General features: G+C 42.9%; 22 protein-coding genes. 9 read left to right on the top strand and 13 right to left on the bottom strand.

Going from position 1 to position 25,675, the window contains the following annotated elements; genetic code table 11:
* Positions 1 to 33: 33 nt before the first annotated feature.
* Both AC0SAP_RS08745 and AC0SAP_RS08740 read right to left on the bottom strand, forming a co-directional pair.
* Positions 34 to 1,323 (bottom strand): amidohydrolase, encoded by a 1,290-nt coding sequence (locus AC0SAP_RS08745; protein WP_473383898.1) that lies wholly within the window; start codon positions 1,321 to 1,323, stop codon positions 34 to 36.
* Between the two features lie 232 nt (positions 1,324 to 1,555).
* Positions 1,556 to 2,887, bottom strand: coding sequence for a hydantoinase/carbamoylase family amidase (locus tag AC0SAP_RS08740; protein WP_473383897.1), 1,332 nt, complete (start codon positions 2,885 to 2,887; stop codon positions 1,556 to 1,558).
* A 256-nt stretch (positions 2,888 to 3,143) separates the two neighbouring features.
* Between AC0SAP_RS08740 and AC0SAP_RS08735 the strand changes: the two genes are divergently transcribed.
* From AC0SAP_RS08735 to AC0SAP_RS08725, 3 genes are read left to right on the top strand one after another with little or no spacing between them, the layout of a single operon-like run.
* Entirely contained in the window at positions 3,144 to 3,602 is a 459-nt protein-coding gene (locus AC0SAP_RS08735) for an RDD family protein (RefSeq protein ID WP_094567453.1), read from the top strand.
* Positions 3,603 to 3,605: 3 nt separating this feature from the next.
* Entirely contained in the window at positions 3,606 to 6,968 is a 3,363-nt protein-coding gene (mfd, locus tag AC0SAP_RS08730; RefSeq protein WP_473383896.1) for a transcription-repair coupling factor, read from the top strand.
* Positions 6,969 to 6,994: 26 nt separating this feature from the next.
* Complete coding sequence (locus tag AC0SAP_RS08725) at positions 6,995 to 7,186, top strand: hypothetical protein (RefSeq protein WP_473383895.1); 192 nt, start codon at positions 6,995 to 6,997, stop codon at positions 7,184 to 7,186.
* A 26-nt stretch (positions 7,187 to 7,212) separates the two neighbouring features.
* Here the strand turns inward: AC0SAP_RS08725 and AC0SAP_RS08720 are convergent, their stop codons facing one another.
* Positions 7,213 to 7,368 (bottom strand): hypothetical protein, encoded by a 156-nt coding sequence (locus tag AC0SAP_RS08720; protein WP_473383894.1) that lies wholly within the window; start codon positions 7,366 to 7,368, stop codon positions 7,213 to 7,215.
* 223 nt (positions 7,369 to 7,591) lie between these two features.
* On the opposite strand from AC0SAP_RS08720, the gene AC0SAP_RS08715 reads away from it, so the two are divergent.
* Complete coding sequence (locus AC0SAP_RS08715; RefSeq protein WP_473383893.1) at positions 7,592 to 7,747, top strand: hypothetical protein; 156 nt, start codon at positions 7,592 to 7,594, stop codon at positions 7,745 to 7,747.
* Here the strand turns inward: AC0SAP_RS08715 and AC0SAP_RS08710 are convergent.
* A complete protein-coding gene (locus tag AC0SAP_RS08710) occupies positions 7,725 to 7,880 on the bottom strand; it encodes a hypothetical protein (RefSeq protein WP_473383892.1) in 156 nt (51 codons plus the stop codon). The genes AC0SAP_RS08715 and AC0SAP_RS08710 overlap by 23 nt on opposite strands.
* Before the next feature lie 288 nt (positions 7,881 to 8,168).
* Here AC0SAP_RS08710 and glmU point away from each other — a divergent pair, with 288 nt between their 5' ends.
* The 3 genes from glmU (at position 8,169) to AC0SAP_RS08695 (ending at position 10,437) form a co-directional block, all read left to right on the top strand.
* Positions 8,169 to 9,545 carry a bifunctional UDP-N-acetylglucosamine diphosphorylase/glucosamine-1-phosphate N-acetyltransferase GlmU gene (gene glmU, locus AC0SAP_RS08705; protein ID WP_473383891.1) on the top strand — a complete coding sequence of 459 codons (1,377 nt, stop codon included), beginning with the start codon at positions 8,169 to 8,171 and terminating at the stop codon, positions 9,543 to 9,545.
* A 300-nt stretch (positions 9,546 to 9,845) separates the two neighbouring features.
* Complete coding sequence (locus AC0SAP_RS08700) at positions 9,846 to 10,160, top strand: c-type cytochrome (RefSeq protein ID WP_286481404.1); 315 nt, start codon at positions 9,846 to 9,848, stop codon at positions 10,158 to 10,160.
* Positions 10,161 to 10,281: 121 nt separating this feature from the next.
* On the top strand, positions 10,282 to 10,437 hold the full coding sequence (locus AC0SAP_RS08695) for a hypothetical protein (protein ID WP_473383890.1): 156 nt from the start codon (positions 10,282 to 10,284) through the stop codon (positions 10,435 to 10,437).
* A 663-nt stretch (positions 10,438 to 11,100) separates the two neighbouring features.
* Here the strand turns inward: AC0SAP_RS08695 and AC0SAP_RS08690 are convergent.
* From AC0SAP_RS08690 to AC0SAP_RS08675, 4 genes are all read right to left on the bottom strand, one after another.
* Entirely contained in the window at positions 11,101 to 11,823 is a 723-nt protein-coding gene (locus AC0SAP_RS08690) for an LOG family protein (RefSeq protein ID WP_473383889.1), read from the bottom strand.
* 216 nt (positions 11,824 to 12,039) lie between these two features.
* On the bottom strand, positions 12,040 to 12,852 hold the full coding sequence (locus AC0SAP_RS08685) for a class I SAM-dependent methyltransferase (protein WP_473383888.1): 813 nt from the start codon (positions 12,850 to 12,852) through the stop codon (positions 12,040 to 12,042).
* Positions 12,853 to 12,870: 18 nt separating this feature from the next.
* Complete coding sequence (locus AC0SAP_RS08680; protein WP_198959046.1) at positions 12,871 to 13,332, bottom strand: SufE family protein; 462 nt, start codon at positions 13,330 to 13,332, stop codon at positions 12,871 to 12,873.
* Positions 13,333 to 13,530: 198 nt separating this feature from the next.
* Entirely contained in the window at positions 13,531 to 15,036 is a 1,506-nt protein-coding gene (locus AC0SAP_RS08675; protein ID WP_286481409.1) for a YifB family Mg chelatase-like AAA ATPase, read from the bottom strand.
* Positions 15,037 to 15,367: 331 nt separating this feature from the next.
* Between AC0SAP_RS08675 and AC0SAP_RS08670 the strand changes: the two genes are divergently transcribed.
* Positions 15,368 to 16,147 (top strand): enoyl-ACP reductase FabI, encoded by a 780-nt coding sequence (locus AC0SAP_RS08670; protein ID WP_473383887.1) that lies wholly within the window; start codon positions 15,368 to 15,370, stop codon positions 16,145 to 16,147.
* 438 nt (positions 16,148 to 16,585) lie between these two features.
* Here the strand turns inward: AC0SAP_RS08670 and AC0SAP_RS08665 are convergent, their stop codons facing one another.
* From AC0SAP_RS08665 to AC0SAP_RS08650, 4 genes are all read right to left on the bottom strand, one after another.
* Entirely contained in the window at positions 16,586 to 17,860 is a 1,275-nt protein-coding gene (locus tag AC0SAP_RS08665; protein WP_473383886.1) for a Wadjet anti-phage system protein JetD domain-containing protein, read from the bottom strand.
* Between the two features lie 97 nt (positions 17,861 to 17,957).
* A complete protein-coding gene (locus AC0SAP_RS08660) occupies positions 17,958 to 21,302 on the bottom strand; it encodes an ATP-binding protein (RefSeq protein WP_473383885.1) in 3,345 nt (1,114 codons plus the stop codon).
* Between the two features lie 5 nt (positions 21,303 to 21,307).
* Positions 21,308 to 22,240 carry a DUF4194 domain-containing protein gene (locus AC0SAP_RS08655; RefSeq protein ID WP_473383884.1) on the bottom strand — a complete coding sequence of 311 codons (933 nt, stop codon included), beginning with the start codon at positions 22,238 to 22,240 and terminating at the stop codon, positions 21,308 to 21,310.
* A gap of 2 nt (positions 22,241 to 22,242) precedes the next feature.
* Positions 22,243 to 23,712, bottom strand: coding sequence for a DUF3375 domain-containing protein (locus tag AC0SAP_RS08650; protein WP_473383883.1), 1,470 nt, complete (start codon positions 23,710 to 23,712; stop codon positions 22,243 to 22,245).
* Between the two features lie 389 nt (positions 23,713 to 24,101).
* On the opposite strand from AC0SAP_RS08650, the gene AC0SAP_RS08645 reads away from it, so the two are divergent.
* The gene (locus tag AC0SAP_RS08645) at positions 24,102 to 24,527 is read left to right on the top strand and encodes a type II toxin-antitoxin system PemK/MazF family toxin (RefSeq protein ID WP_286481415.1); all 426 of its coding nucleotides are present in this window, start codon (positions 24,102 to 24,104) and stop codon (positions 24,525 to 24,527) included.
* A gap of 88 nt (positions 24,528 to 24,615) precedes the next feature.
* On the opposite strand, the gene AC0SAP_RS08640 is transcribed toward AC0SAP_RS08645, so the two are convergent.
* A complete protein-coding gene (locus AC0SAP_RS08640) occupies positions 24,616 to 25,503 on the bottom strand; it encodes a DUF3800 domain-containing protein (RefSeq protein WP_473383882.1) in 888 nt (295 codons plus the stop codon).
* Positions 25,504 to 25,675 lie beyond the last annotated feature (172 nt).

The raw sequence follows: 25,675 nt of genomic DNA, 5'->3' as shown, positions 1-25,675 counted from the left end.
TGATAATCCACTTCATCTACTCCCTCTCCAACATCATTTCGATGGAAGATAGGACTCAACTAAACCTACCAAAAAACTGGCCCCTAAAGGGGTAATATCATCATTAAAATCGTAATGACTATGATGCAAACCGATCGGTGCACCCGCTTCTGTTGCTACCGTGCCATTACCGATAAAGAGGTAACAGCCCGGCACCCGTTCAAGATAGAAGGCAAAATCTTCACTTGTCATCTGCTGCTCAATATCGAGTTTGACCTGATCTGCACCTACAAGCTCCGTTGCGACACTGATCGCTCTAGCCGCCTCTAACTCACTACTCACTGTAACAGGATGACTAATCGGCCCTAAACGCATTGTTGCCTCCATCCCAAAAGCGCGCCCCATACTCTCTACTAAGAGATGCAATTGTGCAATGATCTTATGGCGCAATTTTTCATCATGAGTGCGAATCGTCCCCGCCATCTCGGCACTGCCGGCAATCGCATTGGTCGTCTCTCCACCATGAATCTGGGTAATCGCTACCACTAATGGGGAAAGGGGATCGACAGTTCTTGCAACTAACCCCTGAATCCCTTGATAGATATGGGTTGCGACAAGAAGAGGATCTTGTGTCAACTGCGGAAGCCCGGCATGACCACTCTGCCCTTTTATAGTGATAAAGATTCGATCTGAACTTGCCATAATCGAACCTGGTTTAATGGCAAAGGTTCCCGCCGGCAATGTGGGCCAATTATGCATCGCGTAGATCGCATCTAAAGGGTAACGCGCTAAAAAATTCTCTTTAACAACTAACTGCTCAGCACCTCCTCTTCCCTCCTCCGCAGGTTGAAAGATCAAGATCGCCGTACCGGCAAAATTTCGATATTGAGCAAGATATTTTGCCGCCATCAATAACATCGTAGTGTGTCCATCATGACCGCATGCATGCATAATGCCGGGATATTCAGAGCGATAGGTAAATTGATTCTGCTCTACTATCGGCAATGCATCCATATCTGCTCGAAGACCAATCATCGGCCCCTCATAACGGCCGGCAATAGTAGCAATTACTGCCGTCTTTGCAAAGGAGAGATCGATCTTATCAACACCATAAGCTGTTAAGAGCTCGACCACTTTCGCGCTTGTCGCTGACTCTTCAAATCCCAACTCTGGGTGTTGATGGAAAGCGTGACGGATCGCTCTCGCCTCCTCTTTCCAGCCTTCGATCTCTTGCAAAATTGCTTGAGCACGATGCCTGTTAACACAATGCGCTTGCGAATCTTCCTCTTGAATGTTTCCCTCTTGAAAATCTGTTGAAACGCCTCTTCGCTCACCTTCATTCATCGATATCACTCCACTCTTCTTCTCATCCCTTTAAACTGAAATTGATCGAGCTTTTTCGCTCAGATCTTCCTAAAGGGCGCCTATTTCGCCCTTCTCTTCTTCCTATATACCCCATAATGAAGAAAGATGAAAGGAAGATGGAAGGAAGACGAAGGAAGATAGAAACACTTCCTAAAATCGTGAGGTTAGAAATCTTAGTAGAGATAACAAGATATTGAAATCATCTTCAAATTTAGAGCGCTAAATCTAATATCAACGCAGAAAAGAGGGAGATTCCCCGAATAATATCTGCCTCATGACTCAACTCTTGAGCATGATGGCTCAATCCATCGACCGATGGGATAAAGAGCATTACCGTTGGCATCAACATCGCCATAAAAGCGGCATCATGTCCGGCACCACTTAAGAGCGAATGAGATCGATATCCCAGCCGCTCGGCCCAAGAGGTTGCCTGCGTCTGAAGAGCTCTATCGAAAAGAACAGGTTCTGTAGTAGAGAGTCGCGTCAACTTACTTGAGAGCCGATACTGCTTCTCAATGTGGCGCTGCTGCTCCTTTAACGCCTCTAAAAAACGATCCCGATATTGCGTCCTAGAAAAACGGATATCCACTACTAGTTGCGCAGCGCCCGGCACAACATTGATCGCATTAGGCGTGATGATGAGTCTGCCACAGGTTGCTACAAAATAACCTTCTTCAAGCGCAGCCTCTGCTGCAATCTCAGTCGCTAATTGATGAATCCTCGTGATCAATGCTGATGCCCCCACAAGAGCATCTTCTCTTAAGGTCATCGGGGTTGTGCCGGAGTGATTCTGCTTCCCACTAATATTGAGCTCCACACGATCGATTCCCACAATGCCGGAGACAATGCCCACCTCCCCATCCAATGCTTCTAAGAGAGGTCCCTGCTCAATATGGAGTTCAACAAAACAACTTCCCGACTTTGGTGAAAGAAGATCACTCTGGAAGGGCGCTTCTCCCCCCATTTTGACAATAGCATCTGCTAACACTTCATCGGTGTAGGGATTTTTTCGTGCTAAATCTTGATCATGCAAAACACCGGCTAAGCCTCGACTGCCGATACAAGAGAGCCCCCAATCACTACTCTCCTCTGCTAAAAAATCGATTAGTTCTAGAGAGTATTGCGGTTTTGCTCCGGAAGCAATGATGCTTTGTAGTACTGAGATCCCGGCAATCACCCCTAAGATACCATCATAGAGTCCTCCACCCGGCACCGTATCTGTGTGGGACCCGAAGTAGATTGTCTCTGCTCGCTCCCCCTCTAAACGCGCCCGAAGATTGCCAATGGCATCATAGTAAGGCGTTAAACCTAATGCACTTAATCGCTCAACGAGCCATGCTCTGCCAGCTAGATACTGATCGGTAAATGCACGGCGCGTATAGGGCTGATCAGAATCGGTTAATGCTTTTAAAGCGGCAAAATCAGCAAAGATCGATGGCTGATCAATCTGATCCACTAATTGTAAAATCTTCAGGTTTCGCGCTTCTTCCGATCTCACTCGCTCCTCCTTCATCATCCTCTCTCTTATCATCTCTTCCTTCATATTACTCCTCCTCACTGATGGCTCATTGATTACTTATTGATAACTCATTACTGATTCATTCATGGCTACTCCTTACTATTGACCCATCACTGATAAAAATGCAACGGCGAAATCCCCTCCGCAATTCTGCAATAGGCATGTTAAAATAGTAGCCATTTTTTAATCCATGATTTAAAAGTCTCTCGAGATGATCTTGTTTTAAAGTCGCCTACTAAGACTTCGATCTCTCAATCGATCAATCTATGAGGAGTTGTAGATGACAACCTATCCCCGTGCCCTACTCCACCGCCGACTCGGCGCTCTGCTATACGATATTCTCGCGATCTTTGCGCTCGAGATGGTAATTGCTGTGATCTTCTTGCCTTTTAATGGTGGCAATGCTATTGAAGCGGGTCATCCCCTCTTTCCCCTTCAACGAACACTCTTTGCGCTGCTCCCCTTTATCTACTTTCTCTTCTTCTGGTTAAGGGATGCCCATACAACCGGCATGCGCGCATGGCGTCTACGTATTCAACAGATCGATGGGCGTCCTATTACAGCTCAACGAGCCATTCTTCGCCTGCTTACCGCGATCATTAGCTGGATTCCACTGGGCTTAGGCTTTTTATGGGTCTTTGTCTCCCCAACTCGCCTCGCCTGGCATGATAAGCTCTCCGGCACTGAGATTATTCAACTTCCTAAAAAAGAGAAACAATCTAACAAAAAGCGCGCTTAAGTTATGAAAAAAATTGCCCTCCCCTCTCGCTCTATCCCCGTGCAGAAACGTACTATTGAGTGGGAGATTGAAAACCCCGCTCATTTTGCTCTCAACCTGGTCAACTCAGCAAAGAGTAGCGATCAAACCTTGGTGGTTATTGTTAATGATATGCGTAAGGCAGAGAATCTTGCGCAAGATTGCACCTTTTTTGGGGGTGAAGCGGCGATTTTTCCCGATACTGAAACACTCCCTTACGATCCCTTCTCTCCTCAGATCGATATCATCTCCGAGCGGCTCTCCCTTCTCTTCCATCTGAAGTCCGGCAATCGCAAGATTGTGATTATCACGATCCCCACTCTCCTTGAGCGCCTTCCCCCTCGCGAATTCTTCGATGCAAATGTTCTCCTCTTTCAACGAGGCGATATTATCGATCGCGAACAGTTTCGTCTCAACTTAGAAGCGGCGGGCTATCTCGCTGTCTCCAATGTTCTCTCTCCGGGTGAATTCTCTGCGCGCGGCTCACTCTTCGATCTCTTTCCAATGGGGGAGAAATCGCCGCTCCGAATCGATTTTTTCGACAATGAGATCGATTCAATTCGCACCTTCGATCCAGAAAATGGCGATACTATTGAGACCTTTGAGAAATTATCGCTTCTACCAACACGAGAGCTCGATATGAGCCCCAAAGGTTTGGAGACCTTTGCCCAAAAATACCAATCTACCTTTACCGATGATCCTGCTATTTTAGGCAAATCTCATATCTATCAAGAGACAATCAAGGGGAATCTCCCCTCCGGCATTGAAAACTATATGCCCCTCTTCTTTGATAATAGCGCCACCTTTTTCGACTATCTCCCGACGACGACTTCGCTCATTCTCTATCCTCATGTCGAGCAAGAAGCACTTCGCTTTCAAGAGCTGATCGAGACTCGATTTGAACGCTATCGCCACGATCATCTCAAACCGATTCTTCCCCCAACGCGCCTCTATCTCACCCCGAAAGGGGCGGAGAGCCTCATTAGTCACTATCCACAGGTCGATCTTCGCTTTACCACGCAGTTTCAACCTTCGATCGATCTTAAAGCATTAAAGACACAAGCAGATTCGGGGAAAAGCCCCCTCTTTCTCTGCGCTGAAACCTCCGGTCGCCGTGAAAATCTTCTCAATCGTTTAGCTAATGAAGAGATCACACCGGTAATGGCACCCTCCCTACAAGCGGCATTTAGTAAACCGGCACCCCTCATGCTCTTAACGGGCATTCTCAGTCAAGGTTTCTCTAATGAAACACCCCCTTTCCGCATGGTGACAGAGGCAGAGTTTCTCGGCGTTAAACCCCGTGAGTATCGTGCAAAAGGAAAAGTGGCCGATATTGAGGCGATGTTAACGAATCTCGACACATTAGAGATCGGTGATCCCATTATCCATATCAATCATGGGATTGGTCGTTATGCCGGCATGGATATTATCGATGATACCGAACTTGTGGTGATTCAATATAGAGATAATGCCAAGCTCTATGTTCCCGTCACCTCGCTCGATCTCCTCTCTAAATATTCAGGCAGTGAGAAGAGTAGCGCACCGCTACATAAGTTAGGCTCTGATCAATGGGATAAGGCTCGAAGAAAAGCGGCTGAAAAGGCGAATGATACTGCTGCTGAGCTCCTCGATATCTATGCTCGCCGAGAGGCGCAATCGGGTAAGGGGATGACACTGCCAGAAGAGTATCCTGCCTTTGCCGAGAGCTTCCCCTATAAGACAACGCCCGATCAGCAGCGAGCGATCGATGCCGTTTTAAGTGATCTTGAAGCGGGAAAAATGGATCGTATTGTCTGTGGTGATGTCGGTTTTGGAAAGACAGAAGTGGCAATGCGTGCCGCATTTATGGCGGCAATGAATGGTTATCAGGTCGCAATATTAGCCCCTACAACCCTTCTTGCTGAGCAACACGCCACCGCCTTTGAGGATCGTTTTGCCGATTGGCCCATTAAGATTGCCGCGCTCTCCCGTTTCCGCAAGAGTCGTGAGACTCGCGAGATCTTAGCTAGCCTAGAAAAAGGGGAGATCGATATTATTATCGGCACCCATCGCCTGCTCTCAGAAGATACCCTTTTTCACAATTTAGGTTTAGTCATTATCGATGAAGAGCATCGATTTGGGGTCAAACAGAAGGAACGCCTTCGTGCTTTAAGAGCAGAGGTGAACTTTATGGCGATGACCGCAACCCCCATTCCTCGCACACTCAATATGGGCTTAACAGGGCTTAAAGCGCTCTCCATTATTGCAACGCCTCCCGAAAATCGTATCGCGGTACAGACCTTTGTCAATGAGTGGAGTGATGAGTTGATTGTTGAAGCCTGTATGCGTGAATTTAAACGGGGTGGACAGGTCTACTTTCTCCACAATGAGGTTAAAAGTATTGAGCTCGTTGCCGAGCGACTTGCCGCGCTAATGCCCAATATCTCTATCGGCATGGCGCATGGGCAGATGCATGAGAATGAGCTAGAAAAAGTGATGCTCGATTTCTACCATCATCGTATCAATATCCTTCTCTGTACCACCATTATTGAATCGGGGATCGATGTTCCCAATGCCAATACGGTAATTATCAATCGTGCAGATCATCTTGGACTGGCGCAACTTCATCAGATTCGGGGGCGTGTTGGTCGTTCTCATCATCGTGCGTTCTGCTATCTTATCGTGCCGGAAGCAGCTGCAATGACCAGTGATGCGAAAAAACGGATTGAAGCGATTGCCACGACCGATACGTTAGGTGCCGGCTTTATGTTAGCCAATCATGATTTAGAGATACGAGGTGCCGGAGAACTCTTAGGAGATCAGCAAAGTGGTGAGATCAATGCGATCGGCTTCTCTCTCTATATGGAGCTCTTAAGTGAAGCGGCAGAGATGATTAAACGGGGTGGAAAACTCGATGTGGCAGATCCCTTCAACAAAGGCCTAGAGATCACTATCGGTGCGCCGGCATTGATTCAAGAGGACTTTATCTTTGATGTTGCGATCCGTCTCTCCTACTACAAACGGATCGCTAGTGCGAAGAGTATTGATGCGCTCGATCAGATTCAGATCGAAATGATCGACCGTTTTGGTCTTCTTCCTGATGCGACAAAACGACTCTTCAAAATCGCAGAACTTAAGTTAAGAGCAAAGCCGCTCAACTTAAAGAAGATCGAAGCGAATGCCCAAGGGGTACGCATTCTCTTTGGAGAACAGCCTCGTATCAATACGCCAAAATTAATCAGCCTAATTCAGGAGCAACCCCAATTTTATCAACTTCAAGGACAAGAGGCCCTACGTTACAAGTTACCCCTTGAGAGCCCAGAACTTCGCATCAATGCCATCAGCCGCCTAATCGATCTTCTCAGCTAATAGCAAGAAGATCACCAATTGCCGGCGTGCAACTTATGAAAGTATGCGGTGCCGGCACCTTTCATCCCCTTTTCGTTTTGATCAATCATAATATTGTTCTTAAAAAAATTCGTGGAGGGGCGGGAACCGACCATTTTGTTCTTTTTACCGGTGCATGCCCGCCATTCGGCATCTTCGATGCCAACTGCCGGCGCGTGGTCTGTGGAAGAGTGCGATAGTGAGATCCGGCAGCGTTCTGCCTTTGCTATTTTGATGAATTGTTCTTAAGACGGTTTATGGAGAGGCGGGAACCGACCATTTCGTTCTTTTTACCGATGCATGCCCGCGGTTTGGCATCTTTGATGCCAACTGCCGGCGCGCGATTTATAGAAACACGCGATGGTGATCTCCGGTAACTCAACAGCCTTCTTTGTTGCAATTAATTTCAGCTAATCATTCTTATGATTCTTAAGAGGATCTGTTGAGAGGCGGGAGCCGACTATTTCGTTCTTTTTACCGGTGCATGCCCGCTATTCAGCATCTTTGATGCCAACTGCCGGCGCGTGGTCTGTGGAAGAGCGCGACAGTGAGATCCGGCAGCGTTCTGCCTTTGCTATTTTGATGAATTGATCTTAAGACGGTTTATGGAGAGGCGGGAACTCACCATTTCGTTCTTTTTACCGGTGCATGCCCGCCATTCGGCATCCTCGATGCCAACTGCCGGCGCATGGTCTGTGGAAGAGCGCGATCGTGAGATCCGGCAGCGTTCAGCCTTTGCTATTTTGATGAATTGTTCTTAAAACGGTTTATGGAGAGGCGGGAGCCGACTATTTCGTTCTTTTTACCGGTGCATGCCCGCCATTCGGCATCCTCGATGCCAACTGCCGGCGCGTGGTCTGTGGAAGAGTGCGATAGTGAGATCCGGCAACTCAACAGCTCTTTTGGTTTCAATTAATAACAGAGATTCCCGGCAAAGATTGATCTTATCCCGCTTTGCCGAAAATTTCCTGAAGTGATCAGCGTAAAAGATTAAAATGGGGAGATCGATATCGGGTCGGCATCATGGTCGATAGGCTCAATTAAACCTTTTTGTTGAGCCGAAAAAAGTCTATAGAGCCGAGAGATACAATATCATTTGCCATATCTCTACGATATATCATTGTATTATTTGAACAATCTTATTGATCAATAAGAGCTATCAAAAGAAAAGGAATTTAGGATATGAAAAAGCTTTCCATCGTCATTCTAGCGGCAGGTTTAGGTTCTAGAATGAAATCAGCACTCCCCAAGCCTCTCCATAAAATTGGAGGCAAGCCGATGCTTGAACATGTTTTAGAGAGTGCAAGAAAGCTCAATCCCGATCGTTTAATTGTTGTTTATGGTCACCGCGGAGAAGAGCTACAAGCGGCCTTCACCCACCATGAAGATATCACTTGGGCAAAACAAGAGACCTTTGAAGGAACTGGGGATGCAATGAAATATGCGCTACCCTACACCATTGAAGACTCTACCGTTCTCGTACTCTATGGCGATACACCACTGATCCGTGCAGAAACATTGGAAGAGCTCGTCAAAAATGCCGAAAATACGCGCCTCAACTGGTTGATCTCCTCTGTTGATAATCCTACCGGTTATGGCCGTATTATTCGTGATCATAACCATCATATGATTGCGATTATTGAAGAGAAAGATGCCAATGAGACCGAAAAAGAGATCAAAGAAATCAATACCGGAATCTTCGCCATCTGCCAAAACTTCTTAAAAGAGGCGCTTCCACAGATCGGTAATGATAATCAACAAAATGAGTACTACCTCACCGATGTTGCAAAACTCGCAGTCCAAAATGGAATCACGATCCATACCATCGAGGAAGATCCGGCAGTGATCCAGGGCGTTAACGATCGTATTCAATTGGCTAATCTTGAGCGCTACTATCAGCAAGAGATGGCAAAACAACTCATGCTCAATGGTATTACGATCGATCATCCCGACTCTTTAACGATTCGTGGACGCGTTCAGAATGACCTCGATTGCCATATCGAAGCGAATGTGATTTTAGAAGGTAAAGTCATTTTAGGTAAAAATGTTGTAATCCGTACTGGTAGCGTCTTAAAAAATGTCGTTATTGGTGATAACACCATTATTCATCCTTACTCTGTTATTGAGAATGCATCAATCGGTGCGAATGCCTCTATCGGTCCTTTTGCGCGCATTCGAGAGAATAGTAAATTAGGGGATAATACCCGCATTGGTAACTTTGTCGAAACTAAAAATAGTACCCTTGCTGATGGGGCAAAAGCCTCTCATCTTGCTTATTTAGGGGATGCTACGATCGGCAAGGAGAGTAATATTGGTGCCGGCGTCATTACCTGTAACTACGATGGAGCAAACAAGCATCAGACCATTATTGGTGATCATGCCTTTATCGGTTCAAATAGCTCCTTAGTAGCCCCCGTTAAAATTGGTAATCATGCAGCAACAGCCGCGGGTTCTATTGTTCCTAAAGATGTTAAAGATCATACCTTAGTTCGTAATCGCTTAGAGGCGATTCATGTGGAAAATTGGGAGATTCCGAAAAAAGGGGATACTAAAAAATAAATTTTAAAAGTTTTTAAGAGCAGCTTAAAGTTTCTTAATGCTACTTAAAACTTCTTAAAGTGCAGATGATTCCGATCATCTGCCTAATTAGTTGAAAATTGATATACAAAAATATAGAGTAAATACTCCCATTTAACGGTAGAATAGTGGATGATTCTGGTAGAATAGAAGTTATATGGATGTGATTTATGGCAACATCTATTGTGGATCCGCTCCGAGCAGAGGCATTCGATCACAATAGTTACTAGCAGAGTCACAATAGACTTCAGTGATGAATCATTCAATTAAAAGGAAATTCATATGAAAAAAATTCTTCTTATTGCCGCTTCATTCGCAGCACTTTCAGTTCCAACTTTTGCACAGGTTGACCCTGAGCTTGCAACAGCTTCAGGTTGCTTTGCTTGCCATCGTCAAGATAGCAAATTAATTGGCCCAAGCTACGATGAAGTATACGAAAAGTATAAAGATGATGATGGTGCTGAAACCTATCTTGTTGAGAAAGTCACCAACGGTGGTTCAGGTGTTTGGGGTCCTATTCCAATGGCACCTAACTTACACATTCCACAAGAGAAAATTCAACTCTTAGTAAAACAGATTCTTCATAAAGCAAACTAATTAAAAAGCAAAATGAAGCAAAGTTACGCTCATTTGTAACTTGTCATAAAGATCTATAGATATCAAAATGCCACCATAGAGTATCAATGGTGGCATTTTTTTATTGCTCTTTATTAGATTGTTGATTGAAATAAAAAAAGCTGATGAATTGCCGGAGATCACCACTGCATACATCTACAAATTGCATGCCGGCAAATGGCGATTCTCCATCGCTGACTCTTTTCTTGAAATAAAAAAGCTGAACGCTGCCGGATCTTACTATCGCGCACTTCCATAAAGTACGCGCCGGCAGTTGGTATCAAAGATGCCGACCCGCGGGCATGCACTTATAAAAAGAATGAAATGGTCGGTTCCCGCAGCTCCACAGACCTTCTTAAGAATGATTAATTGAAATTAATTAAAATTAATTGAAATAAAAAGAGCTGATGAATTGCCGGAGATCACTACTGCATACTTCCATAAGTTGCATGCCGGCAAATGGCGATTCTCCATCGCTGACTATTTTCTTGAAATAAAAAAGCTGAACGGTGCCGGATCTTACTATCACTTACTTCTATAAACTACGCGCCGGCAGTTGGTATCAAAGATGCCGACCCGCGGGCATGCCACCGGTGAAAAGATTGAGATGGTCGGTTCCCGCAGCTCCACGAATTTTCTTAAGAACAATATTGTGATTGATCAAAACAAAAAGCTGATGAATTGCCGAAGATCACCACTGCATACTTCCATAAGTTGCATGCCGGCAAGAGGCGATTCTCCATCGCTGACTCTTTTCTTGAAATAAAAAAGCTGAACGTTGCCGGATCTTACTATCGCATACTTCCATAAAGTACGCGCGGCAGTTGGCATCAAAGATGCCGACCCGAGGGCATACACCGGCGAAAAGAATGAAATGGTCGTTTCCCGCAGCTCCACGAATTTTCTTAAGAAGAGAAAGATTTTAATTCGCTTCCTCTGAAGAGAGCTCTTTATAGATAGGCGCTAAGGCCGCTAAAACCTCTTCCACACTATCGACTAGCGTCACGCGATCGAGATCTTTCGCGATAATCATCTCTTGAGAGAGAAGCTCATTTCCAAACCAATCGAGAAGTGGCTGCCAAAATTGTCGATCTACTAAAATGATCGGTTTTTCGATCATCTTTTTAGTCTGCATCAAGGTTAAAGCTTCCATCAACTCATCGAGTGTTCCAAATCCACCGGGCACACAGATAAAAGCCTCGGAGTAGGCCAAAAATACCGTCTTACGCGTTAAAAAATGATCAAAATGGAGCGAGAAATCTTGGTAGATATTCGGCGACTGTTCACGAGGTAGCTTAATATTAAGACCGATTGAAGTTCCTAACTTCCCTGCCTGACACCCCCTATTTCCTGCTTCCATAACGCCGGGTCCACCGCCGGTGATAATAGAAACGCCCCGCTCTGAGAGCGCTTTGGCAATCTCAAAAGCTAATTGGTAGCTCCGATCATCTTTCGTTAATCGTGCAGAACCGAAGAGACTCACTGCCGGCTCTAAATTACGCAACCCTAAAACTTCATCCGCTCGCTCTAATTCCGCTTTAACAATGGGAATATCATAGATCGGAATTCGTCTTGCACTACGACTTGAGGCTTTCAAGGTAGAATCTTCATTCACTGCTACTAAATCGGTAATTTCGCGACTCATCTCTCTCCTCTTCACTCCTACTCAATAACTAGATCTATAGCACCACGCTGATATCACTATTTAAATCCCTATTTGTATCAATATGTATATCGATATCTGTATCAATAACGGCATCAATACTTATACCAATCAATACCTATATCAATATTACTCTCTGCTAATCGACCTTGATCCTATGCCCTATACGCTTTAATCACCCTGAAATGAGCTTCTTCCCTACCCCGCATGAAGCGTTCTAAGATAAACATCAAAACGTGTATTGGGGGATTCCACCGAATGATGGGGGCTTCTCTCCCCCACAAAAGGAGCACCTTTCGGCCTCTTCACAACCACTCGTTCAGCGCCACTCTCTAGCGCTGCCTCAAGAAGTGCTTCACTATCGGGATCATCTCCTACCAGTTCACGGATAATACGAAGCTCTTTTTTCACTAAGGCTGATTTCTTCCGCTCAGGATACATCGGATCGAGATAGATCAACTCAATCGGATCTCCATCAGTCTGATCTTTTTCAATCTTCCCCAGGCTCTCACCCATGCTATCTTGCGCTTCATCCGCACGATAAAGTCTGTAATGGGTTAGATACTCAATTGCATCTTGCTCTTTTAGACGCCACTGCTGCGGGAACTCTGCCATCGGCACCGCTTCTAACGCCACTTTTAAAAGAATCTGTAAAACAGGATTGCGCTCAAACATCGTGACATTAAAGCCGGCAAAGAAGAGAAGCGCAGAATCTCGCCCTAATCCCGCCGTAAGATCAAGTACATTTTTACGCTCATTACTCTTCCACCCTAAAGCTCGAAGAAGCGGTTCTTGCGCTTTATTGAGATGTTGCATACGATAGCGCATCTTCTTTGAAAAGAAGTCAATTTTCAGGTCGCCAGCGGTTAAATCACGCCAAAAAAAGGCTTTACCATCCCAGATAAATCGATTCTCTTCTCGATCACTCTCTTCCAATTGTGCCAAGATCTCCGCAGGGAGTTGAAGCGGGGTATTCGCCCCCTTCTTTGTTATCTCAAATGGATAGCGCATTTTGCCCCTCTTGACACCTTAAAGGGCGCCATGCTCCTCTTCGATTAAGGTCTGCTCAGCGATCAGACGAATCTTCTTCATCATCTGCGCTAAACCATTGGCACGATAAAGCGAAAGATGCTGCTCTAACTCAATTTCACGGATAAACTCTGGGGGATGATCGATGATCTCCTGCGGTGTACGGCCTGAATAGACACGAAGAAGCAACGCTAAAAGCCCCGAAACAATAGCAGAATCACTCGTAGCTTGAAAATAGAGACGCCCTTCATGATATTGAGAGAGCAACCAAACCTGTGCTTGGCAACCATAGAGGCGATTCTCTTCAATACGCTGATCATCGGGAAAGGGAGGCATTGCGCGCCCTAAATCGATAAGATATTCATAACGGGCGGTCCAATCATCTAAAAACTGAAAGCCATTAACAATCTTCCCTACCACCTCTTCGATAGATTGTGTAGGCGCTACAAGTGACTGACTCAACTTAAATCTCCTTCGATCGCTTGATCTGATCGGTTATCTACTGCGTGAAGTGCTGATCGATAGTATTTTCTTACCACCCATCAATACTCACCAAAATTTACTAAAATAGAGCTCAATAGCCCTCTAGTATATCCTCCTTTGCCCCACAAGCGAAAGGGATCTCTTAAAGAGCGAGAAATTAATACGGATAATCTATAGCTAAGGGCTCTTTTGATAACCGCGATCAAGCGCTCGAAAAGCGAGACTCTCCGTTAAATGTCGGCTACTGATCTTTTCGCTCTCCTCAAGATCGGCAATTGTTCGCGCCACTCGTAAAATACGGTGATAACTCCGTGGGGAGAAATTGAGCCGTTTTTGCGCCATCTCCAATAATTTCAACTCACCTTCTCCAAGGGGACAGTCAGACTCAATCTCATTGACGGTAAGATCAGCATTGATCTTCTCACGTCGCGCTAATTGTGCCGCTCTTGCAACCTCAACCCGTTTTCTGATCTCTGAGGAGGGTTCCCCTCTCTTACTACTTTGGAGCTCTTCTGTGGAGATACGAGGCACTTCCACATGAAGATCGATCCGATCTAACATCGGCCCTGATATTCGCCCCTTATAGCGAGCAATCGCATAATCACTACAGCTACATTCATGAACAGGATCTCCTAAATAGCCACAAGGACAAGGGTTCATCGCTGAGATCAATTGAAATTTGGCGGGGAATTCCACCTGTTGCATCGCTCTTGAGATATGGATCATCCCCGATTCAAGAGGCTCTCGCAATACTTCTAACACCGTGCGATTAAACTCTGGCAACTCATCGAGAAAGAGAATGCCGTGATGTGCAAGAGAGATCTCCCCTGGCTTTGGATAAGTTCCGCCCCCCACTAAGGCAACAGATGAAGAGGTGTGATGGGGTGTTCGATATGGACGAACACCAAATTGCTCCGCTCTAAATCCCTGCCGACTAATAGAGGCGATCATCGCGCTTTCGATCGCTTCCTCTCGCGTCATCTTTGGTAAAATGCCGGCAAAACGGGAGGCGAGCATAGTCTTTCCCGTACCCGGTGGGCCGATCAAAAGAACATTATGTCCACCGGCTGCGGCGATCTCTAATGCACGTTTGGCAAAAAATTGCCCCTTAACCTCTGAAAAATCGGGAATAGGGGTCTCTGATTGAATCTGTAGAACAGGTGGCTCTGCTAATTTGACTCTCCCATCGATAAAATCGACCACTTCACGGAGATTTTTCGCCATCAAAAAATGTTGATAACCCAGAAAACCGATCTCCTCTGCCCCATCATATGGGACAATTAAGCGCCCCTCGCGCTTCATCACCTGAATGGCTGTAGGCAATAACCCTGTGATAGGTCGCAACTCTCCGGTAAGCGCCAACTCACCGACAAATTCATACGCTTTAGGTGAATTTTGTAACTGCCCTGAAGCCTCTAATACCCCTAGAGCAATAGGCAGATCGTAACGCCCACCCTCTTTAGGAAGATCCGCCGGAGAGAGATTGATAGTAATTTTACGATTAGGGAACTCAAAACCAGAATTGACAATAGCGGCAACGACCCGATCTTTACTCTCTTTGACCGCTGTCTCCGGCATCCCCACAATCGTTAATGCCGGCAAGCCATTACTAATATGAACCTCAACACGTACCTCCGGCGCATGCAGCGCACTTAAGGCTCTCGTATAGATCACTGAAACCATCGATCCGCCCCCTAACCTTCTCCCAAAAATAAACCAATACTCAATACTCAAATATCGATAAATCACACTCATAGCGCCCTAACTATTGAGGGTAAACCGCTCTTAAATATAATAATCGTAGTGATTCTTCCTGGAATTTGGGAGAAATAGCACAATGCCCCTACAAAGATTCGTGGTAATATGGTGCTATTTAATCTGTCGCAAAGTGGCAGATCTTTACACGCTTTTTTATGGTGTTTTATACTATTTTTATATCGTTTTGATTCTTTGATGCGCTTCGATACGCTATCGATCAGCAACAATAATCAAACAGAAGCAGAAAGGATTTAATATGGGTTTTTTAAAAGGTAAACGTGCATTAATCGTCGGTCTCGCCTCGAATCGTTCAATCGCTTGGGGAATCGCAAAAGCGATGCGTGAGCAAGGTGCAGAGCTTGCATTTAGCTTTCATGGTGAGCGTTTAGAAGATCGTGTTAGAAAGATGGCGGCAGAGCTCGACTCTGACATCGTCCTCCCATGTGATGTGGCAAGTGATAGTGAGATTGAAGCATTGATGACATCACTCAAAGATGTTTGGAGTGATGGCTTTGATATTGTGATCCACTCTGTAGGCTTTGCACCTAGAGAGTCGCTCGATGGTAACTATCTCGATACCGTAACAAGAGAGAACTTCCAAATTGCTCACGATATCTCCTCTTATAGCTTTGCCGCATTAGCAAAAGCTGCACGCCCTTACCTTCGTGAAAATGCTTCACTCTTAACATTAACCTACCTTGCAAGTGAGCGTTCAGTACAAAACTACAATGTGATGGGCTTAGCCAAAGCATCACTTGAAGCAAATGTTCGCTACATGGCATTAGCATTGGGTAAAGAGGGTATTCGTGTTAATGGGATCTCAGCAGGACCGATCCGTACTCTAGCAGCATCAGGAATTGCTGACTTTAAGAGCATGCTCTCAGCATTTGAAGCAGCAGCGCCGATCGGTCGTTGTGTCACCATTGAAGAAGTGGGTAATGTTGCTGCATTCCTCTCTTCTGATCTTGCATCAGGTGTAACGGGCGAGATCACTTTTGTTGATGGCGGATTCAATACCGTTATTGCCGGCATGTAATTTTCCCGATTGATTAGTTGGCTCATTGGTTAACTAATTGATCAATGTACTCAGTCTAAAAAGGCTCTAATAATGATTAAATATTAATCAATTAGAGTCTTTTTTCATATCTCAAGATCTCTCTTTGAAAACGTTTTCTCTTCCTACTTCTGCTCACTTATCGCTTTTTACGTCGATATTCCCGCAAAAATGGCTACTTTTTTCACAAAAACTGCTAATTTGAAAATATTTCTAAATTTTTTATCTTTTGCTTAAGATATTATTTGACAACCTTTAAAAAAAGCACTACTATATGCGTGACGTTTGAGCAATCAGACGTTCTCCTCCATATCCTCCTTTGGTGGTTATTTTGCCGAGTCTTTAAGAGCTCGGCTTTTTTTTGCCTAAAATTTGTCACCCAAAATTGAAACAAAAGAGCTGTTGAGTTGCCGGAGATTACTACAGATTACTCTTTTCATTTATCCAATCATGAATTGTAGCGATAATCTCATCTTGAGAGATGCGCTCCTGCTCTAAACGAGAAGCTCCGTAATAATTGGTGCGCAATTGTTGAAACAGCACTCCCTCTTCAGGAGTTAAAAAAGGAGGGTCATAGATCAACTGCTGACTTCCCGGCACCATATAATTACGATATCGGTTAATAATCGATACATCCATCATCAAAGGAGTAATCTCGGGAAAGAGCGATCGAGCCTGACTAAGCATACTTAAACCATCAAGATCAATATCTCCCCAATAAGCAACCCTCTTACCCTGTAACCATAGCGCACTTAACCAATTGAGATTCTTCCCCGTGCCGGCAATAATTAATAGATCATCCCAATTAGGGAGGCTAAATGCGATCTGTTCATTTTCAATAATCAGAATATGGTTCACCTCAAAGATTTGTGCCCTTAATACCGCTGCCGGTAATCTTAAGAGATCTAAACCTTGGTACTGCGCTTGTAATTGTGGGCAGAGCAAGCGTACTAATAACCAATCTTTAGGTGTCTGTTTCACATCTAACCACTGATAGAGCCCTATTTTTGTAATATCTCCAATCACTTCTTTAGAGATTTCAGTTGTAGACTTAAGGTCTAACGATGCTGAAGGATAGATCCCAGCTAATAACGCTGCCACTAAGGTCTCATTATTTTCAATGAACTTCGTATCGATGCCGGTCACATTGAGCGCTCGAAGATAACACCCTCTTCCCATGCGATAAGATAATTGAGGTAATAACGTTAACATGTTCTCTTGATCTAAAGGAGAGAGCGCTGTGAGTGCTTCTATGGAATTAACAATAGCGCTAAAAAGCGCATAAGAAGGCGTTTGATCTGTCAGGGTTAACTCATAGAGAAAACGCCCGATCGTAGTACGCCAACTTTCCAATAACTCTAGCGCCTCCTCACCTAGAAAAGTCGCTAACTCTAAAAGAGAAGAGATACGGATTTTAATAGGAATGGATTGTTTTCCAATGCGAGGATAATGAAACGTTTTTCGAATAACTTCAATCTTTCCATCCCATTCCCGCCATGCCTCGACAAACGCTTGAAATGCCGACACATCCTGTAAAATAATCTGTTCTGTCGGCGGCTTTAAGCCCACTTCAATAAGGGTAAACTCCGAATCTAACAACCTCGATTTCAAGCGGCCCTTATTTTGCCACTCTTGTTGCCATAATCGCTTAATTAATGTTTCAGGTAAAACACCCCACGATCGTGCCTTTTGCATACACAATACCTACTCTATTTGATAATTCTATTGATAGCTCGATTGATAACTCTATTAGATAATAGATGCGATAATGCGCTTTTCTCGTGGAGCATCTCTAATGACCCGCCATCTCATCATTTACCCGCTTTTGTAATAATTGTTGTCGCTGCGCATCTAACTCTTCCCAAGTTAATTCTAAAATACGACTCTCATGTTGATCATTATCCCGCTCAACAATTAAGAGTGAACTTGCAGACTCTCGCGCAATCGTAATATTTTTATAAGGTGTGATCAGGTTAATATGCAATTGTAATGCTTTAAATACCCTCAAAACTCGGCGACTTACCGTTTCTGCAGTATTAGAGAACGCTTCATCAAGAAACACCGTACTATATACAGGAAACTCACTTCCTTCTGGCGTTAATACATAAGCTAAACTTGCCGCGACGATTGTACCCGCAAATGCCTCTTTTTCACCCCCTGATTTACCACTTGAAGATTCCCACACATCACGTTCTTCACCACTCTCACGATCAATTTCTGATGCATAAAAGGAGAGCTGATAACGGGTATCTAGCAATTTAATACTCTCTTGCGTATTAGGCGCAATATTACAAGCACGATCTAAAATCACAATAACTTCATTAAGTGCGACAAAACGGGCTTCATGACCATCTTCTCTCTCCGTTAGCATGAGGTGTAGGGCGCTATCTAATTTTTGTTGAAATATTTGTAATGTGGCGATTCGCTCCCGTTTATATCCTAACCGTAGAAAACTCCCCTCCCGAAATTCAGTTTTTGCTAGCACTCGATTAATCACCTGAATGCGATCTTCAATCTCCTCTAATGAGCCTCGCATCATATTATTAAAATCCGCTAAGGATTGCGTTGTATGTTGATTCAATCGCTCCTTAAAACGTAGTTTATGTGCAGGTAATCCCTCTTTTTCTAATGCCTCTAAATATATTAAAGCATTAGAAAGCGCCTCTAATCCCACTGGCCACTCTAATGAAAAAGAACGCCATTGATCTTTCACCATAAAGCTCGTGATAATCCCCTCAACCTTACGACTCGTGTTATGAATCAGATCATTAATCTTCGTTAAATGTTGCTCAATCTCTGATTTTATCTGCTTAAAAGCAACATTATCTTGTAAGGAATATCGCTCGATATAGGGGGTCAATAATTGTAATCCATCCTTGCTCATCTCCATTGTGGCATCTTGCTGATACCCCTGATACTGCCGCTGTTTCTCACTCTTTTGTTGCGCTAATTCCCCACCTTTTCGGATCAATGACTCCCGACGCTGCTCTAACGTTTGAATCTCTTTTTTCACGTTATCAATGTTGTGCTGAATACTTGCAAGACCTCCTTTCTCATTTTCTAACTCTGCAATTAATGAGGTTAGATGTGCTATCTCTGCTTGAGATTTAGCCATATCGATCTGCTCCCAGAGAATCTCCGAGAGTTTTTGCCAAATAGTATGATTATTTTGTGCCTCTCTTAATGCTTTTTGCCGGGATTGCTTCTCTTCTTCTGTAGCTTTTATGCAGGTGATCTGTTCGTCGAGCGTCTTCTTTAAAAGCATCAACTTTATCTTATTATTAAACCCGATATTCCAATAGCGTTGATCCATCACCTTTTGCTGATCTTGCTTCTCAAATCTCCCTTTTTGTCGCTGAATTAATCCCTGTTGTGTCATTGAGTTAACAGTCACATTTAAATGCTCGACCGAATCGACACATGTTAAATCAAAACGCTGTAAAAATTGTTGTAACCAACCTCGATAAGCATGTTGTTTCCAGATCAACTTCGCTAAGAATCCTTGTTGATTGAATTCACTCATTTGATCATCAGCTTCACGCACTACTTGTACCCGAACATGTAGCCCTAAATGATGTTGATTTAACCAGGCGGTAATCTGCTGATAGTTTCTTTCAGGAACCAAAAGTGTTGTACGAAGCCCACCTAATGCACGCTCAATAGCGCCTTGCCACTCTTTCTCTTCTTTTTTAACATCGATCAACTCTCCAATGAAAGGATAATCCTCAACCGAAAGAGATAATGCCGATACTAACTCTCTACGCATTGACTGATATCGACTATCAATATTAGAATCAGGGGATGCCGCTAACTGAGTGATTTCTTCCTGTAATCTTTCGGCCGATTGCTGATGATTTTGTAGCTCAATCGCAACCTCCGTAACAGCCTCTTGTAACGCTTCAATCATTAGCGATATATGATCAAGCATCTCCACCGATTTTGCTTGATGAAGCTCAAATTGAGAGCGCGTTAAAGTATCATCAATCCCTAAGCTCTGACACCATTTTTGATAATGTGCGGCCTGAGTTTGCTGCGTTTTGAAGGTTCTATTTGTCTGAGTTAATTGCTGCTTAAGTGTTAAAAGTTGCCCACCACCTGCTTGATGATATTTCAAGTTGAGTGATTCTAGTGATGAGCGTTGTTGATCTAACTGATCGATACATGCCCGTAAAGCACTTTCTGCCCCCTTCTCTTCAGCCATTAATTGAGTGATATCTGCCTGCAAGATGCTTACTTGGGTTTTAGCATATGCGATAGGTAGTATCGTAAGAGATTCTAACAATTCCTCTTTTCGTACTTTTCCAGTTTGTAACCGCTGATCATATTCAACTAATGGATTAAGGTGCTTAATTTGTGCTTCAATATCCACAATCGTGTCATATAGAGCTTTTAAATTCTCAAAATCCTCAACAATCTTTTGACCAGATTCTCGAAGATTAATCGGCTCTAATACAAGATCTCTAATCAAGGTTGTCAAATCATCGACCTTCTTCAAGCCTAATGCTCGAGAAAGTAATCCCGGCGCATTTTGATTATCCATATGTAAGCAGCTTCGATAGATATTTTGATAATCCCCAAACTTATTATCAGCATATAAAATTGCAGGATGATTTTTTAAGAATTGTTTTAATCTGCGGATGTTCTCATTCTCAAATTCGGCTAATATCTCTTCTAGCGTAATATTTTGCCGAGCGACGATATAGAGCCTTTTAACATCACTCATATCATTGCTGCTACTTGAAGTCCAAAAGAGCGCTGCCATTGTAATTTCAGCGCCATCTGTAAAACGATAGAGTGCTCGTAAGCCTGAGATAACCCCACGATTTCGTTTATTTTTAGTCTTCGTTGTACTCCCATCGTGATCTGCCCCAAAACTTCCACGCATATAGGTCAAAAGCGAGCGATCGGTACGATCCCCTTGCGCGGCGGCAATATTAAATGCCGCTTTACCTGGCGCAACTAAAAGTGCCATCAATCCATCAATTAAGGTGGACTTTCCAGCACCATTATCGCCGGTAATTAACGTTCCCCCAGAATTGATATGTGCAGTATGTATCCCTGTAAAAGATCCCCAATTACAAACGGATAATTCAGTCAGTAATACTTGAGAGTTTCCTAAAAGATCATAATTTGTCATCTCTATCAATCCTCTTTAAACAGGGCTTTATCTATTGGAACCTCTTCACTTTCTGCATATTCTGGTATATCAAAAGTACTCTGCACCAAAGTTATAGGATTTTTATCTGAGTTTCTTACATCTTTGGTATCAACAACTTCTAATTCTTCAGGCTGTTGATCTGTTTGCTGAGCAATTGCTTCATAAGCAGATAATAATTCTGTCAAAAAATGACTATTGACCACATAACAGATAATGGGGGTAATTTGATAGCGCTCATCCGTACCACTTGCCTTTTGCAATAATCGACGTTTTGTAAATTCCTCTAACCGCGCTGAGATTTTTTTACGTTCAAGATTTTCATTAGAGATGAGACCAATAAAGGGTTGTAGTTCATCTAAAATCTTCTCAAAATCGATCATAATCACAGCTTCTCCAGCACGATCTCGCTCCTGATAGTGTTTGCGTAAAATGAGCAGAATAAGCGTGTCATAGAGGGATAATGTTCTTTTACTAATCAAAGAGGGGAAGGTTTCCTCTTCAGTATCCCCATCATAATCCGCAAGGAAGAGATACTTCTGTTGAGAATCATGAATAATCTGTAGACAAAAATTTGCTAAATGCTGTCGTATTTCCCGCTCATATTGGGCCAACGTCTTATAAATATGGGGTTTATCTTGATCAAACACGGCGCCATTACGCATTAAATAGATCAATGCACGACGAACTTCTGAGGGGAGCAACATTGATTGAAGGTCATGTTCAGCTGTCTCTAAACCATCTGCATCCTCCCATTGGGATGATTGTCTATCAGCTGTAGACTCAAATGAGACCTCTTTATCTAATGCAACTTCATCCGATCCTTCATCCGATCTTTCATCTAATTCCTGATCCTTGCGCTGTCTAGCGTCTTTATCTGCCAATAGCTCTCTAAAAAAATCTTGCTCTTCAATTGTCATTACTAAACCATCCATTCATTAAAGTCATCGGGAAATTGTGTGGCACTTAATACAATTTTAGGAAGCTTTAAAACAAAATCCCCATATTGATCGGCTACCCTGACAGATTCTTGTAGGGGTAGTTGTGGAGCACCAATGCGCCTTGCTATTCTAATATGTGCAACCACCTCTTCTAAACCAAAGCGGGGTGGTAAGTCTTCTAAAATTTGACCAATGCTTAATGCCGTATTTCGTTCTATTAATAGCGACTTCACTTTCTGCGCAAGCTCAAGAATGTTCACTGTTTCTAGATAATTGAGTATGGTAGCACTGACCGTACGGCTATTCTTTTGAGTTACGATATTACCCACTTCTATCTCCTCATCAGGAGTACGCAGGCGCATCGACATCGGGCTTGTAATAACGGGGATACCGGTAGGAAGAGAGAGCGGTAATAGATGGTTTCGCACATCGACTCCCTCACTCTTTAATTGCAACAATCGCCGCTCTAATCGCATTATTAGCTTTGCAACTGCTTGATTATCCTCATAGAGATCATGTTCAATAAAAGTTCTTAAACTCTCTGTCGTTTTACGTCGAATCGACCGGACTCTCTCTCCTTCGCGGCTTAACACTTGTGCTAATGAATAGAGATATTTTTGTTGTGTCGGTTTAAGATATTGCCCTAGCTCACTTTTTACTAAATGGCGTAGTTGTAATCGAAATTCATTAAAGTGATGAGCATCGCAAAGCAACTTATAAAAACTCTCAAAAGAACTGCCCGCTTCTGTTTTATTAAATAGTGTCTCTTCAGCCTCTAAAATTTGTGTCAAAATCTCCCCTTTAGTCCGATTTTGTTCAATCATCTTCATCCGAATGGATTGATCTAATTGACGAATCTCCTCCTCTATTTTGCGAAAATCATCCGTTAATTGGGATGCTAAATAGAAGACTTCTAAGATTTTTTCACGCTTCTCTTCTGATTTTAATGGCACAATACCATATTGCTGTAAATCATCTATTTCTCGCTGTAATGCAATTTGCTCCGCTTGCAACAACGCAATACGTTCCTTTACATTTTGCGTCAAAGTAATAGTCAAGTCCCGTACAGCTTCTTGCACAATTCGAAAATGGGAGGCTGTTGTTCCTAAGCGTCGTTCTTGTAGTGAATAGACAAAACGAAGCGCAATTTCACTCGCATCTGTAGTGAGTAGATGATCATTCGATTCTCTCAACCAACCTTCATAGATCCAGGCTCGTAAATAATCGCTAGCACTCTGTTCGCCCACATTCCAAAAATTTTGCTGTAGCCCTTCTTTAATATAGTGATCTAACTTTAAACGGGCTTGCGTATAAGAAATCTCCTTATCCTCCGAAAAAAGCGCGCTTATAAAAGCTAAAATATAGGGTGCATTATCGGCTCGTAATAATTTCCAAACAAGGCTCTCTTCCTGCTGTACTTTAAATTGCACCAACTGAGGGATAAAGTTCATAAACGCCTCTTCTATTATTCAAGGTAGCACTTTCGACGGTAACAAAAGCACAATATAACTTACTTATATTCAATTAGATATATCAAATAAGGATTATTAAACCAATGTTGATCGAGTTGCCAAGTTCACAAAAACCACGAGCCGGCAGTTGGCATCGAAGATGCAATAAGCGGGCATGCATAAGTGAAAAGAACGAAATGGTTGGCTCCTGCAGCCCCAAAAAACTTCTTATGGAACCGAATACAAAAATACAATTTACCTAATAATGATCTACACTTATGGTCTGTTATATTTCTAATATCTTCAATAGAATTAAATAGATAAAGTGTGTCAACATACCATTATAAGAGATAAAGTTATTCGTTTATAAACTTGCTTAGAGGACCGGGATGGCTAAAGGATTAAGATATCAACCTAAAAAAGGCAGTATTTTAATATGCGATTTTTCAGGAAATAAGGTCCCTGAGTTTAATAAAAAGAGACCTGTACTCGTTTTATTTAAAGATCGTTATAATCCCAAATTGGTTACTGTCTTGCCTATAAGTAGTAAAAAAAGTTTCGGAAATCAGGCTGAATTTCAAGTTGAATGTCCGACGCCAACCGATCTAGATAGTGCTAAATCATCCTATATCAAATGCAATTATATAACTGTAGTTTCCATTGAGCGGTTAAGTCTAATAAAAACATATAACGCTAAAGGTAAGATTAATGTAATGAATAAATTAGATGAGACTCGCTTTCAGGAAGCGAAGGAAAAAGTTGCAAGTTGGTTTAAATCGTATAACATTGTATATGAACCCATAAGGGGCTTTTAAGACTCTTAGCAATAAGAGCTAGTATTAACATTATGGCAATGACACGCCGTCGATACTATTTTAAGGACATCTAATCAGATGTCCTTTGTCATTTCTTAGGATAGATAACTCTAGGGGCTTTTATGCCTGGAAAGTTTTTATCACTCCATTCAGGCCTATCGATTGATTCATGTGCCTCAAATTTCCAAATACGTAACTTATGCTTGAAGTGATTGGCTTTATCCCCATCAATCCCTGTTGTCTCAAACCAATTAAAAGCTTTTTTACCTCTTGTTCTGTTATTTATAATCCAAAGAGTATCGTAAACCTCTTTTCCTATTCGTTTTTTAGCTGATTGATTTTTGGAGATTCTCTTTTGATTCTCTTTTCTTAAGTTATACAAATTATTACCATAATACCCAGAAGCTCCCATCAACAGATCGCACAACTGTAATGCTAAAGATTGAGTACTATCAACAAACCTTATATCCAATTTAAGAGATTTTTCTTTTCTTAAAATTCTTGGTAATTGGTCTGCAAACTCTATTAATCTTGCTTTATGCATATGACTAGAGTGAGTATCAAGATTAATTATTAGATGAATAGGTATATCTGCATATAGCAATCCAAAGCTATGTTTTATAAATTGGTAATACACCTTATATTGAGATTTGAGAGTAGTTTCTGGCTCTCCCCTATAAGAGATTGATCTATCAAGAAATAATTGCCGATACTTTAGATTAGTACTCTCAGCTAACATAAACCTCTTAAACAGACCGATCAGCTCTATAAAAAAAGTTTCAGTTTGTGGAGATGTTCGAGTCCACTTTATTTCTTTCCTAAATTTATACGCTTTCTTTAATTTTCTAATTCCATTCTCTAAATCAACCATGGTTTCTGGAGGCGCCATTATTCCACCAAAAAAGCAATGATATCGATATAGCGGGTCCTGTTGAGTCCAAGCCTCGTCTGCATAAATTTCTAATAGTTTTGGCATAGAATATATTGATCAATAATAGATTTCATTGTTAATCACTGGAAGCAGTGTAACAAAAAGAGCTGAACGTTGCCGGGCCTCACTATCGCTCGCTTCCCCAAATCACGCGCCGGCAGTTGGCATCAAAGATGCCAATAAGCGGGCATGCATGAGTGAAAAGAACGAAATGGTT

This window comes from Ignatzschineria sp. PL_is040, from assembly GCF_055813795.1.
The sequence above is the reverse complement of the archived record's forward strand: the minus strand, read 5'-3'. Positions and strand labels throughout refer to the sequence as shown.